At 43.2% G+C, this 13,560-nt stretch carries 10 protein-coding genes; 1 reads left to right on the top strand and 9 read right to left on the bottom strand.

Translation table 11 applies throughout. The annotated features are described in order from the left end of the window. Positions 1–3: 3 nt before the first annotated feature. From ACOOEY_RS20255 to ACOOEY_RS20215, 9 genes are all read right to left on the bottom strand, one after another. The gene (locus tag ACOOEY_RS20255; RefSeq protein WP_420386551.1) at positions 4–1,443 is read right to left on the bottom strand and encodes a hypothetical protein; all 1,440 of its coding nucleotides are present in this window, start codon (positions 1,441–1,443) and stop codon (positions 4–6) included. A 205-nt stretch (positions 1,444–1,648) separates the two neighbouring features. Further along, a complete protein-coding gene (locus ACOOEY_RS20250) occupies positions 1,649–3,931 on the bottom strand; it encodes a hypothetical protein (RefSeq protein ID WP_420386550.1) in 2,283 nt (760 codons plus the stop codon). Continuing rightward, positions 3,925–5,040 (bottom strand): DUF4249 domain-containing protein, encoded by a 1,116-nt coding sequence (locus ACOOEY_RS20245; RefSeq protein WP_420386549.1) that lies wholly within the window; start codon positions 5,038–5,040, stop codon positions 3,925–3,927. Before ACOOEY_RS20245 ends, ACOOEY_RS20250 begins: the two co-directional genes overlap by 7 nt. Then, positions 5,034–6,164, bottom strand: a complete 1,131-nt coding sequence (locus ACOOEY_RS20240; protein WP_420386548.1) for a DUF4249 domain-containing protein — start codon at positions 6,162–6,164, stop codon at positions 5,034–5,036. The genes ACOOEY_RS20245 and ACOOEY_RS20240 overlap by 7 nt, the downstream gene beginning before the upstream one ends. Further along, on the bottom strand, positions 6,161–8,788 hold the full coding sequence (locus ACOOEY_RS20235; protein WP_420386547.1) for a TonB-dependent receptor: 2,628 nt from the start codon (positions 8,786–8,788) through the stop codon (positions 6,161–6,163). The genes ACOOEY_RS20240 and ACOOEY_RS20235 overlap by 4 nt, the downstream gene beginning before the upstream one ends. A gap of 275 nt (positions 8,789–9,063) precedes the next feature. Further along, entirely contained in the window at positions 9,064–9,453 is a 390-nt protein-coding gene (locus tag ACOOEY_RS20230) for a hypothetical protein (protein ID WP_420386546.1), read from the bottom strand. Between the two features lie 36 nt (positions 9,454–9,489). Beyond that, on the bottom strand, positions 9,490–10,233 hold the full coding sequence (locus ACOOEY_RS20225) for a carbon-nitrogen hydrolase family protein (protein WP_420386545.1): 744 nt from the start codon (positions 10,231–10,233) through the stop codon (positions 9,490–9,492). A 163-nt stretch (positions 10,234–10,396) separates the two neighbouring features. Beyond that, entirely contained in the window at positions 10,397–11,011 is a 615-nt protein-coding gene (locus ACOOEY_RS20220; RefSeq protein ID WP_420386544.1) for a hypothetical protein, read from the bottom strand. Positions 11,012–11,091: 80 nt separating this feature from the next. Beyond that, the gene (locus tag ACOOEY_RS20215; protein ID WP_420386543.1) at positions 11,092–11,667 is read right to left on the bottom strand and encodes a Crp/Fnr family transcriptional regulator; all 576 of its coding nucleotides are present in this window, start codon (positions 11,665–11,667) and stop codon (positions 11,092–11,094) included. A gap of 329 nt (positions 11,668–11,996) precedes the next feature. Between ACOOEY_RS20215 and ACOOEY_RS20210 the strand changes: the two genes are divergently transcribed. Continuing rightward, a complete protein-coding gene (locus ACOOEY_RS20210; protein WP_420386542.1) occupies positions 11,997–13,418 on the top strand; it encodes a Gfo/Idh/MocA family protein in 1,422 nt (473 codons plus the stop codon). Positions 13,419–13,560 lie beyond the last annotated feature (142 nt).

Raw genomic sequence — 13,560 nt, 5'->3', positions numbered from 1 at the left:
CCATTATTTGTTTAAGGCTTCACCTACTGATTCTTTTATTTCGCCACTTCTGTGCATTGGCACAGGTGTTCTTTCATATTCCTTATACCAGTAGCCTTCCACATTCTGGTTTTTCCACTCAGTGAAATAGCCCAATGCCAGAGAAACCTGTAAGGAGAAGTCACATGAAGTTGTCCCTTCTGAGTAAGGTGTAGCACAGCGTATATTGGTAAAGTACTTCTTGAAGGCGGCTGCCTCAGTATTGGTTAGTTTGACCAGGTTACCCTCTTTATTTCTGATGCCTTCAAAGGCCTCAGCAGGTACCAAAGCGGCTGCTTGCGGGTATTCAGCTGTTGAGTGACAAGACATACATGAAGCATTATTCAAATCAACAGGACCATCCAGTCGGCCACCCCAGCCCAGGTGTTGTGGAGGAAGTTCTTCCTTGTTGGGGTTGATCTTCGTCTCCTTCAGGTTAGGATTGATAATGGTTTCGGTTGGTGGGTATGGATTGATAAAATTGGTGGTGTCCTGCTCATCATTTCCGAATTGAATTCCTACGGGCACCAGGTTCTCTGCTCTGAATGAGCCTGTTTTACCATTATTCAGTTTGCCATTGTAGCAGAATGTACCGAAGACCCAGCCTGTACCATACTTGTCAGCACGAGGATCACGGATCATTACATCCATTTGGATGAGGTGCATATCTTTCACGACCCTTCCAGTATCCAAACCATCATTCCAGGTTGGCGTCACATAGGCTTTCCAGGTCATTGGATTGACGAGATAGTCTACTTCATTCTCATCAGCATCGGTGAAAAGGAGTTTATAGATAACGGTACCTACCGGAAAACCTTCAGGCTTTTGCGTAGCATTAGGATCAGGATTGTCAACATCCTTCCACATTTGAGCGAGAGTATAACCGGCAAATTCGTTGTAAAAGCCCAGAGCATACGTCTGGTGTGCATTTTTCTGATTAGGGGTTAGCTGATATGGAGAAATCTCAGCCTCTTTGGCCAGGCCATGAAATCCCTCAGAGCCTTGCGGACCCCAGTGCATCCATGGCATATGGAACCACTCCCGGACTTCACTGTCCTGAGCGACAAAGTCTACATCAATCATTCCCTCGAAACAATAATCACGAACGGCATTGATATAGTCCATCCAGCTTTCATCATCATCAAAAGGAATTTTGAAGAAGTCCGGAATTTTAGATTCGTCTGGCATGACCAATGGATAGTCCTGCTTAAGCTTGAACACCTTTTCCCCTGGATATTGATTGACAAAATCTGCAGGACTTAACATGCGACCAAAGTCAGGGAAGTTATTGTTCACTCTTTCAGCTTTGAACTTCTCTTCTTTGTGGGGTCTTGCCTTGCTTTGCTGACAAGATTGATAGACGAAAATGAGTGATAAAATAAGAATGTAAGGATACACTCTTTTCAGAGTATTGTGTGTGTGCATGGTTGATGTGTTAAGGTTAAAAACTAACTGAATATAGGATTATTTCCTTCAAAAGAAAAAGAGCAGCTCTTCAGACCTGGTCGTTTTCATATTCAACAAGCTATGCTCAACCTTCTATTTTTCAACGAGTTAAAATCAAATCAGAGATTAGAAACAAATTGAAGATCACGTAAAAATACCTGGCGATAATGGTTGTCTATTTACCTCATTGTTTCGAAGAAATACGCTTCATCAGAGAAAACGGACGGTTACCGGTAATTCCCCTAATCAGGAGGAACAATGGAGCTGCATCATCAGAATTGGTAATGCTAAAAGTTTCTTCAGATCCGTTGAACTGCGGGTTCCAGTAAATAGTCGATTTAAAAACCGGTGTCTCGGCTTTTTCTGCCCAATCCTGGTTAAGGTTATTGAACGGCAAAGGCTTGCTTAACCCGAGAATCTTCAAGTTAGGGTTCAGAGGTTCTCTGACATTGCCCGGTTTGGTGTTCACCACAACGAGTCCATTCCTGGCCATCAACCCAAAGCGTGACAGTTTCTTAGGGTATTTAATGACCGAAATGGTTCGAACATCTTTTGGATTAAGCGCCAGAAAGAGGTCCGTATTTTTAGTGGCAATACCATCGATAATGTAAAGCGGATCACCAGTAGCAATATCAGGTTCAAGGAATTTCATCCTGACAATAGCCTTTCCCTTCTGCTGTCCAATTCTTAATGGCCTGACCACCTCTGTCACAAATTGGGTCATGGTTGGAAACAGGTAGAAATCATCGACATTGATTTCATTGTCAAAATCAAAGATACCAGCCTCGGGTACGGTGGAACGCTGCGTATCCGCAATAGAATCAAGATTATCAGAGGTATTAAAGAATTCAAAGGACTTATCAATCTTTGACTGCTTCTGATGAAATGTACCATAGGTACTGGCATCAGTAGTTTGTTTTGCAGCCGGGGGCAGTTCAAAATCCGGTAAGGGAAGTTCCACCCACTCTATTTCAATATCTGTCAGTTCATTACCCTCAGGTGTTTGGGCCATGACAAACACCTCATCTTCGCCATACACGTCCAGCAGATTCAATACGAAGCTTCCCTCCGGCCCTGTGAACACTTCATAACGCATGAGGTCCTTTTGCAAATAGACCATGAGCGTGGAACCTATAGGTAAATATTCTCCCGAGGAGGCTATTCTGGCCTTTCCTGCCAACTGTAATAAGCTGGCGGGTCCATATAAGGGTTTATCCGTGTCAGGTGAAAGGATACTCTGCCAGTCTACCCGATCTGGGAATAAGGTTAATAGCTGATCTATCACTAAGCCCTTGTCTTCTTCTGGAATGGTTTCAGGCAAATAATCTGCTCGCTGTCCCAAATAAAAGCGTTCCGTAAAATGTGCCTGCCTCATTTTACCAAAGGCTTCGCTGTTCAATAGGCTGACCGAGTATTCAATCTGATCACTCTGATCCATATGGAGACTTATATCCAACAGACCTCTCGGACTGACATCCGTTGGATTGATGGTTACACTGGTCTGAACCTGAGGAGCATGATAAAAGGATCTTGATGCCAATAGCTCTCCCTCAGTATTTAATAAGGAAACATGGTGAATACCGGGAGTTAATGTGCTCCGGTTGATATTCGTCTGGAAGGGCTGAGAAGCGTCAATCATCTGATGATAATAGGCTTTACCCTCTGAACTAAAGATGAGAGCCAGTTGCTCAGTTGCCGCTGATTTACCCAGGACTCTCAATCTGTAAAACTGTTCATTGAGTGTACTCAGGTTGATTGTAAAACCGGTGTTCTGAACCGGTGGAAGTGCATATCTCTCTCCTGCGCTATCTGTAACAAAATAAGACAGCCCTGAGGCAGGAACCAGTCTGATTCTGGCAAAACCATATTGATCTGTTACGGTTGTAGATAGTTCATTCCCCTGACTATCCATCAGTTTCAACTCTTCTTGCGCTGCATATTTGACAGTGATGTTAGCAGGAACTCCTTCAACTACTTTCCCTCCTTCCACCCCGAATTGAAGTGGCTGATCTGAAGGATTCAGATCAAACTCACCCAAAACTTCTAAAGTCTGGGCAAACATATAAGCCGTCTCAAAATTGCGCATCCAGTTTGTAAAGGCCGTAAAACGGTAATAACCAGGTTCAAGCTCATCGGGTAGTACCAATTGATTATTTCCTAAACCATTGTCCGTCTTGACTTTGGCACTCTTGATGATTTCCCCGTGCTGATCAATCAGGTTAACTTCTACAATCTGGGCACCCTTCCATAGGTTATGTCCCGGACCAGTCAGATAGAGTTGATAAAAGATAGTATCACCTGCCGCAAATTGTGGCTGATTGAAAGTAACATGGAGTTGCTGTTGAGGCCATTCATTTCTGTACTGCTCCATAGCATCAACAAACTGCTCGGCAGGAGTCTGTGCCTGCAGCCAGTGTCCCAGCAATAGGAAAGGAATAAGAACCCATATTTGACTTCTATTTACCATGCTTCGGGCTTTGTAATTGTTGAATTCTCAAACTCGAGCAGACAGGACTCCTCTGCTCCGGGAAAAGGAGGTATTGGATAAGGCACATCACTCCTTTCAATAAAGTCTACTTTCTCAGTGATAGAAGTTGCCCAAAAAAGACCGATTACCCTGTCACTACTATTCTCCGACTTGATATTGCCTATTAATTCACCGGAGGCCGGCTGAAATATATTACTGGCTTCCTCCTTCTGAATCCTGATCAGATTCTGGAAGTCAAAAGCTATTCTGCTCATGCTCATCTGTTCCACCGTTACCATGTACTTCTCATAGAAGGTAGCACTATTGATAGACACTGTACCTACTTTCACCTGACTGAAAGCACCATTAGATGCTAACAGGTTGTCAGAGATTGTTGGAGATTTTTCGAAATCATTTACATAGCAAACACAACAAGTGCAATCACCAATCTTAACTATGATAGTTCCCCGGCCAAATGGGTTGGGAGCTGTTGTATAGCCGCTGCATGGTCTTGGGTCTTTTAATGGAACTGCTCCGGGATGAACGAGCACTTCTCTTAACTGGGGCTGTGTCTCAATCTTATAGGTTCCGGTCATCCTCCAACGCACATAATTTTCTGCATTGGGGCCTTCTGTGGCGTCTACATAAACATTGAAGTAATCCTTATTCACCTCACCAAAAAAATCGTCCTCTCGTTCTCGTTCGTATTCGAAGCGTATGTCGGTTACCTGCCCCACAGGCTTTATTTGCTCAGGCACTGATTCAAATTGCTCACCATCTGCTGTATTCACGGTAATATGGTATGACCGACCTACCACTCCCCGCATCGCTCCTCCAGTCTGATAAACTCCCGGGCTTACTTCTTCAAAGTCTTCTATATTTCCCTGGTCATCGTGTAATCGAATTGATGCACCCGTCACAACCGGGTAATCCAGTTCTTCAGTCAACAATGGCAATGCCCGATTGATTTTAACCGTATATGGCCCTTCCTGATCACTGATCATGCCTTCAATGATGATTAGCGACTCAGCGGGAGGCACATCAAACTCTGCCGGTTCAATACAAGCCATTAGTACCATGCTCAATATCAAAAACCGCTTCTTTACCATGCATCGGGTTTTGTGGTGGTGGCATTATCGAAGTAGACAAGACACGATTCGGGTATGGTCTCTGTATCGGTCAAAGGATATGGCACATCACTTCTTTGGATGAAGGCCGTTTGCTTACTAATAGCGGTGGCCCAGAAAAGACCAACGACTCTGTCTTCTGAATTGAGTGCCTTGATATTTCCTATCAATTCCCCGGAAGGTGGTTGGAAGATATTAGAGGCTTCAGTCTTTTGAATTCTGATCAACTTGAAGAACTCATAAGCTGTTTGTGTCATACTCATTTGCTCTACTTCAATCAGGTATTTGTCGAAGAAGGTGATGTTGCTAATGGGTACTTCTCCTACTTTAATATTATTGAACTGACTATCTGCAATCAACAGATCATCAGAGAGTTGTGGTGCTGCTTCAGGTTGAGACACCCAGCATTCACAACAAGTACAGGGCCTCTCCTGCAACAGTATATATCCACTTCCACTGGGATGGCCGGCAATTCTCACTCCACTACATGATGGCGGAATGGGCCTTGGTAAGTTCGACCAGGGAACACGTTCTACTTTCAACTTGGGATCAGTGACTATGCGGAATACTCCATTATAGCGCCAGCGTACGTAGTTGCCTATTCCGGGACCTGCATCTGAATCGATGTAAACATTGAATACGTCTTGATTGACGTCTCCAAAAAACTCTTCTTCTGTCCTCGCCTCGAACTCATAGCGGATCTCTTCTACATTACCTACCGGCTTCATTAGCTCAGGTTCGGATTCGAATACTGAACCGTCTTCCAGTTCTATCCTGATATAGTAAGAACGCCCTACCTCTCCCTGAATGGCTCCTCCTGTCTCATAAATACCCGGTGAGGTTTCACTAAAATCTTCGATATTATTGAGGTCATCATACAGCCTGACCCTGGCATTTTCTACCGGAGGTCTTTCCAGACTATCGGCACTAATAGGAATGGCACGGCTGATTGATACTGTATAAGCCGCATCTTCATTGCTGATATAACCCTCGATAATAATCAGAGACTCAGCAGGCGGAACATCGAACTCAATGGGTTCCACACAGCCGATCATGGCCATCAGGCTCATCAGCCAAATGAATCGATATGTAATCTTCCGCGTCATTCGAACTTGAGGTTATAACTGATGGATGGGAAAATAGTACCCACTATGGACAACTGATAAGGCTCCGGCACCCCTGCATTAGAGCTTCTAAAGAAGATAGTATATGGGTTATTCCGAGCATAAACATTATATATCGAGAAGATCCAGGTGCCTTTTCCTTTCTTTCTTTTATTATGATTTCCTTCAATCACCAAGGCAAGGTCGAGACGGTGATAATCAGGGATTCTGTATTGATTTCTTCCTGAAAAATAAGCTACAGCATTGTTATCATAACCAAATACGGCCAACGGTATGGTGACAGGTCTACCCGTGTGATAGGTGAAGTTTCCTGTGAGGAAATGCCTGCTGGTTAATTCGAGTTTCCAGCCCAGGTTAACAATATGTGGCTGATCGAAACTCGCAGGATATCGCTCTCCCTGGTTAATAGACTCAATTCTGGTGGGTCCTGCAATTTGTCTGAAGGCCCTGGAATAAGTATAGCTCAGGCTTCCTGTTAGTTTACCTGTATTCTTAAAGAAGGAAGTTTCCACTCCATAAGATTCACCAACACCTTGCAATAGCTCTGTTTCCAAATGGGTATTTAAGATGAGCTGAGCTCCATCCTTAAAGTCTATGAGGTTATCTATGTACTTATAAAATACTTCTGTTGAGAAGCCGTATGACTTATTTTTAAAGTCCTTAAAAAGACCAACCGATACCTGATCTGCTCTTTGCGGTTCAAAATAATAACCGCTGGGCTGCCAGATGTCTACCGGGGTAACAGCCGTGGTATTGGTAACCAGGTGCAAGAATTGGTAAATGCGGTTATAACCAAACTTCAGAGAGGTTTCGGGGGCAAAGGTCCAGTTCAGCGAAAGCCTCGGTTCCAAGCCAAAATATGATTTAATCAGTTCACCGCCATTGTATTGAAGTGTATCTGTAATCGTTGAAATCTGTTTGATACTCCCTTCCTGGTAGGTGAATACATCGGCCGGACCGAAAGAGAAGAACATAGGGAGTCTTAACCCGGCTTCAAGTGTTAATTCATCACTTACCTCCCATTCATCCTGAATGTAAAATGCATTTTCTATAGAGTATTGATTGTCGATATTGATAGTAGCCGCATTGGAACTGGCACTGGTTGGCCTGAGACGCCCGGGCTTAAACAGGTAATGTGAGAGCTGCCATCCGAAGTCCAGCTGGTGTTGGCCTCTATCTAAATGAAAGCCGCTTTTAAGAGCTGTGATGGCAATTCTATAAGACAGTTCTGATGCCTGTCGCGGATCTTCATTCTCCACATCATAGCCATAGGAGCTTCTACCCAAGACGAAGTCTGCACCAAAATCAGGCGAAAACTGATGGTCTAACCTTAAACTGGTCTGTACATTGTGCCAGCGATAAGTAGTATCACCTTCCAGACTAAAGGCATCTTTACTTGAATATCCTGTAAATGAAAGCTTGGTGTCTTCGCTGATGAGATGTGTCAGCTTAAGTGTGGCATCGTAGAAATTGACTTTACTTTCACTTAAATCCGCATAATCTGTCCTGATGGCATTGATCAACCAATTGGAGTAAGTGGACCGAACTGAAGCCGCCAAAGAGGTTTTTCCTTCCTTAATGGGCCCATTGATCATGGCATTGCTGGTAATCATACCCAAACCAAGATTGGCCTTCCACTTTTCCATATCTCCGTCCTTCGATTTGATATCGAGTACGGATGAAATACGCCCGCCATACTCTGAAGGAATACCTCCTTTATAAAAGGACACATCATTCACTGCTTCCGGGTTGAATGTGGTAAGGAAACCGAAAACGTGGGAACTATTGAATACAGGCATGCCGTCATAAAGAATCAGGTTCTGATCTACACTTCCACCCCTTACATTGAAGCCTGTAGCGGCTTCCCCTACGGAAGTAACTCCTGGTAAAGTCTGTACCTGCTTCACCAGGTCGACTTCTCCTAAAAAGGCCGGAGCCAGTTTTAAATCCCTTACACTGAGGATTGTTCTGCCAATCTTACTCTTGGTTAAATCCTGGGTTCGTTCTGCCTGAACAACCACTTCAGCTAATTCCGTTGACTCTTTCTCCAGTTCAATGAAAATCTGACCACTATCGTATACAGTCAAATCGATGACTTTTTGATCGTAGCCCAGAAAGCTCAGATTCAGTACATAGGTACCCGGATTCAAACGAAGGACGAACTTTCCGTTTTCATTCGATGCCAGGTTGAACAGAGAATCATTGACAGATATCGTAGCATAGGGCAATGGCTCTCCTGTGGTCCAATCCAGCACATCTCCGTTGATGAGCAGTTCTTCATCAGGCGAACTATCACCTTCTTCTCCCACTTGTATGGTTTCAATCTTCTTACCCTGCATCAGAGCAGAAACCAATGCCTCTCTCCTTTGAATATCTTTAGTAGGATCCTTTATGATCACCACTACCTGCGGGTACATGGCTACAAAATCTATATCGGTTCCCTGAAAAAGGTCAGAAAACATCTCTCTTAATGAACTACCGGCATAGCTTTTCTGAATCCGTACATGTTGAATCCATTCCGATAAATAGAAAAAACGGGCTTGAGAATCCTCCTCAAGGCTGGAAAGGAAGCTTGTCAGACTCTTACCATTTTCGGTACCGTCCATAGAACGGTCTAGCACAGACTGAGCCCTGAGCGTGTTTATTGATAAGCACACTAAAAAGAAAAGTATGCAGCGCGTTTTCATACAATCATTTTCAAGATAACGGAATTCTCATTCCAAAAAAGCCCATTTGTTAAAGAGTCGGCATAAATTGATGCGGATGGCAGCAGGTTAACAAAAATCAACCAGTATCATGTCATCCACTTTTGCCACACCGTCTCTCCTGAAAAATAAGCGCCATAAATAGAACCAGCTGTAAGCGAAAAGAGACTATTCAATCATTTAGTCTCTATGCTATACTCTACTGACACTAATTCTATGGAATTGACCCGACCGAGGTCATGAGAATCTTCCTCATCAAATTCATAGGTACAGTCAGAGTTCGCTGCAATCATATAACAGGGAGAATTATTAGATGAACCCTTTGTGATGATGAGTCCATCGGCATTGGTCTTAATCTGATAAAACCCCTGGACATCTGTATCATTGGGGTTTGTAAATTTGATTGAATATCGGAGTCTTGATGAATTATTACCGGTATCCGGAGTATACTCGAAATAATTCACCTCATACATAATGTCCTTCAAAGCCTCACTTTGAGAATCTTCACCACAGCCAGAGAGCAATAAAATGCTCAAAGGCATCAGGGACCTGATTAACCTTGTCATGTTGTTGTTTTAAGTGTTTTTGTTTTGACCAGAGACTCATTCCACGTCCTGCATGACATGAGTATCAACTGTATTATTTTCGGAATCATAAATCAATAAGCCCTCACTCGTCTGGTCTAGTTTGGCTATCAATTCACCGTTTTTATTCCAGATGGCACTTTGACCATCACTTATAAAATCATCACTGGGCCCAATACTATTCGACATGAGTATGGGCATGCCCATTGATTTGGCCATAATGGTAAAATTGACAAAGGCATTCCTTACTCCTCTATCAGGCTTGGCCACACTGGCAATAAAAAGCTCTGACTGATTTTGTCTGGCCATATCGAAATGCTCCTTTTGCAAGGTTTCATAACATATTCCCAGCGTGATTCTTTTTCCCTTTATTTTAAAATGTGGCTCACCCTTGCCCGGAATAAAAAAGGGAACTTCATCGTCATGAAGAAGTCTTTTGGAATAGGTGATCGGCTCCGCTCCCGGTTGGAAAATAATCATCCCTATTGTCGATTCCATTCCACCGGACCTGAGTGGACAGCCTACACCAATAAACATATCATTGGCATCAGCTAAGGCCTGAAGCGGTTGAAAGATTTCGTCCTTAGCCGTTTTCGCCAGCTCTTGAGCTAAGGTAGGTTCATAATTGGTGATTGATAATTCAGGAAAGACTATCAAGTCGGTTTGAAAACCGGCAGCCAGTTGAATCATACGGGCATGATGCTCGATATTCCTTTCAACATCTCCCTTTTGGGATTTCAATTGTACTACTGCTATTTTCATGATCTATGTCTATGCTATATCGCCTTACTAATCCACAAACATCAACTAAATCTAAGACACTCATCTTGTCATTTGGCAAGTATTGATTGAATTTGTTTCACTCCTGTTATCGCTCTCAATGATCTGATTTACCGTTAAACCTCAAGGTGCCACAGTATAAATGCTAAAAGTTAAAGCCAAAATGAAGGCCTGGCTCACCAATAAAGTGCTTTGGCCACTGATCATCTTTCTCTTTAAAGCCAGCAGGCATCTCTGTATGATAAGGGCGATGAGTTATCGCAATGGATGGCTCAATAAAGAATTGATCATCAAAAAGCTTGAAGTGATAACCTATTCTATAAGTATTGAAGAATTGAAAACCCTTGTCAACTCGGTTATTACTTTCATCAAAAAACGACTGCCACGCACTCATGACATGAACTCCCGTGTAAAGCCCCTTCCACCAAAACCGCTGGTATGCCAAGGCAAACCCATATTCTCTGATATACCCGGGAAATTTCTCGGCTGGGTCTTCAAAAGAATCCCCATATGGAATTCCCAGTGACCAGGCATACTTCCAGGTTTTCAGCTCGAGAGAGATAGCATCTCTGTGACTCAGTCTGTAGCCGAAATTCACCTGAACAAAGTCTGGCTTATTCGTAGAAGACAAGTTACCCAGCAGGAAAAACGTGCTTCCTGCGAAGTACTTTTTATAGTCTTCATCCTTACTGTATTGAGCATTTAATTCAGGAAAAGCCATCACCACAATGGCTATTGCAAACACTATTCTTTTCAACACTATTTTGAGTTTTTGACCAACGCGAAAGTATCAGGCAAAAACTCAAACTGACGTTGACTTAAGTTAATTTCTTTTAAGACTTACTCTTTTTTTTGAATCCTCGCTCTGAGCCTACTCAGGGATTCAGGAGTAATGCCCAGATAACTGGCCAGATGTCTCTGTGGAATTCGCTGGATTAGATCAGGCCTGTTTTTCGTCAAGCTCAGGTAGCGTTGCTCTGGTGATTGAGTTCTGAAAATGTCAAAGTTCAACTGCTCTTTGGCTAATAACTCTTCTGATAATATCCTGCAAAGGGATTCGAAGCGGGGAAACTTCTCAAATACCTCAACTTCCATTTCAGGAGTTGAAACGGATATGATTGAATCTTCCATGCTTGAGACATAGTATTCCGAAGGCTCGTTGGTTCTCACACACTGAGGGGTAATTCCTTCCATTTCAGTATAAAACCCGGTATTTTTCTCTTCACCCCCAATGACATAATAGGTTCTGAGACAACCTTTGAGTACAAAATACCCCTCTCTGGAAACCTCTCCTTCTTTCAGTAAAACCGTTCCTTTCTTCACCACGCGGAAAATATCGAGTGACTTAATAGCCTCCTTTTCATCCTCATTCAGGGTGATGTACTTCGAAATAAAATCAAAGAGTAATTCATGCATTTGACCCAGCTTTTAATAATGATTATCGAAGTAACTTAATTGCAATCAAAGTATATCGCATTTCACAATCATTAACTCAGGATCAGGATCAGGAGGAATATATGGCCATCAGAACAAGGTTTGATCGATACAAGCCTGGCCATTACCAGACTTTTCTACCCCGATATAAAAAAAGCATTTCCGGTTATGGCTTTTATGTTTAATTTATCAATTGAATTTTTCAGGTTCTAACCAAAAACGAAACGCAACAGACGCTGAAAGATTCGTTCATGGTACTTGCCATGATCAACAATTGTATGAAGAGCGCGCTGGCTCATATTTTTGAAACTATGGAAAAATCTAAACAAAACTCCTCCTCCCGTAGAAACTTCATCAAGACCCTTGGTTTAGGTACTGCGGCATTTACCATTGTACCCCGTCACGTACTGGGCAAAGGCTTTCGGGCACCTTCCGATACTTTTTACCTGGCTGGTATAGGTGTTGGCGGTAAAGGTTATTCTGACCTTACTGAGTGTGCAAAAAGTCCTGCTGTTAAAGTGATTTCTCTCTGTGATGTAGATGACAGAAGAGCCGCCAATGCGGTGAAGACTTTCGCTGATGCCAAGTATTACAAGGATTATCGTGAAATGCTGGACAAAGAAACCGGTATTGATGGTGTTACCATTTCTACCCCGGATCACATGCACGCCATTCAAACCATGGCGGCCATGGAAAGAAATAAGCACGTATATGTGCAAAAACCACTTACTCATGATATTGCCGAAGCTCGTCAATTAACCGAAGCTGCCCATAAATACAAAGTAGTAACCCAAATGGGTAATCAGGGTGCATCAGGTGATGGCGTAAGACAAATGCAGGAATGGTATCAGGCCGGACTCATTGGTGATGCCACTGAAGTTTGGTGCTGGACTGACAGACCTGTATGGCCTCAGGGGATTGCCTGGCCGGAAGAACGCAAAGCGGAAATACCTAAAGAGCTTGATTGGGATCTTTGGTTAGGAACTGCTCCTAAGAAAGATTACATAGATAACCTCGTTCCATTTAACTGGAGAGGCTGGTGGGATTATGGTACTGGTGCACTGGGCGATATGGCCTGTCACATTATTGAGCCTGCCTTTAAAACTCTGAAACTGGGCTATCCGACAGGTGTTGAAGCTTCAGTAGGTTCAGTATATGTAGGAGAATTCAGAAGAGGTTATTTCCCTGAAAGCTGCCCTCCTTCTTCACACATTACCCTTGACTTCCCTGAGCGTGGCGATGAGCCAGCTCTTAAACTTCACTGGATGGATGGTGGTATTCAGCCGCCAAGACCAGAGGAATTAGGTGCTAATGAGCAAATGGGTGATGGCGGAAACGGAGTCATCATTAAAGGTACCAGAGGCACAATGATGTGTGGCACATATGGTATGAACCCGAGACTGGTTCCATTGGAGTTGAATGAAGCGCTCAATGTGAAAGAAAGCATTCCTCGTGTGCCGGAAGGACACTACGTTCAGTGGGTTAATGCTGCCATGGCAGGATACAAGCAGAAAGAATGTAGCTCTGATTTCGATATCGCAGGTCCTTTGACTGAAAGTATCTTAATGGGTAATCTTGCTTTAAGAAGCTTCGATATCCAGAAGAAACAAGGCAACAGAACCACTTATCCTGGTCGCTATATCAAACTGTTATGGGATGGCCCTAACATGAAGATTACGAACTTCGATGAGGCTAACCAATTCGTGAAGAGAGAATACAGAACTGGTTGGTGATAGTTGTATAAAAACCAAGAGGCTGTTTTAGAAACACTCTAACCTTTACGTCACCCTGAATTAATTTCAGGGTCTCGCGATGGTTAAATCCAGGTCAATGAACTGGAATGTGCGTACTAAAACAGCCTCTTTTTATTGGGGG

It is taken from the genome of Roseivirga sp. (genome assembly GCF_965216855.1).
GTDB lineage: Bacteria > Bacteroidota > Bacteroidia > Cytophagales > Cyclobacteriaceae > Roseivirga.
This window is presented reverse-complemented; position numbering and strand designations above follow the sequence as displayed.

Bases quoted from the DNA above. Each gene is read 5' to 3' on its own strand.
- ACOOEY_RS20255 (WP_420386551.1), bottom strand. From the start codon at position 1,443: ATGCACACACACAATACTCTGAAAAGAGTGTATCCTTACATTCTTATT.
- ACOOEY_RS20250 (WP_420386550.1), bottom strand. From the start codon at position 3,931: ATGGTAAATAGAAGTCAAATATGGGTTCTTATTCCTTTCCTATTGCTG.
- ACOOEY_RS20245 (WP_420386549.1), bottom strand. From the start codon at position 5,040: ATGGTAAAGAAGCGGTTTTTGATATTGAGCATGGTACTAATGGCTTGT.
- ACOOEY_RS20240 (WP_420386548.1), bottom strand. From the start codon at position 6,164: ATGACGCGGAAGATTACATATCGATTCATTTGGCTGATGAGCCTGATG.
- ACOOEY_RS20235 (WP_420386547.1), bottom strand. From the start codon at position 8,788: ATGGACGGTACCGAAAATGGTAAGAGTCTGACAAGCTTCCTTTCCAGC.
- ACOOEY_RS20230 (WP_420386546.1), bottom strand. From the start codon at position 9,453: ATGACAAGGTTAATCAGGTCCCTGATGCCTTTGAGCATTTTATTGCTC.
- ACOOEY_RS20225 (WP_420386545.1), bottom strand. From the start codon at position 10,233: ATGAAAATAGCAGTAGTACAATTGAAATCCCAAAAGGGAGATGTTGAA.
- ACOOEY_RS20215 (WP_420386543.1), bottom strand. From the start codon at position 11,667: ATGCATGAATTACTCTTTGATTTTATTTCGAAGTACATCACCCTGAAT.
- ACOOEY_RS20210 (WP_420386542.1), top strand. From the start codon at position 11,997: ATGGAAAAATCTAAACAAAACTCCTCCTCCCGTAGAAACTTCATCAAG.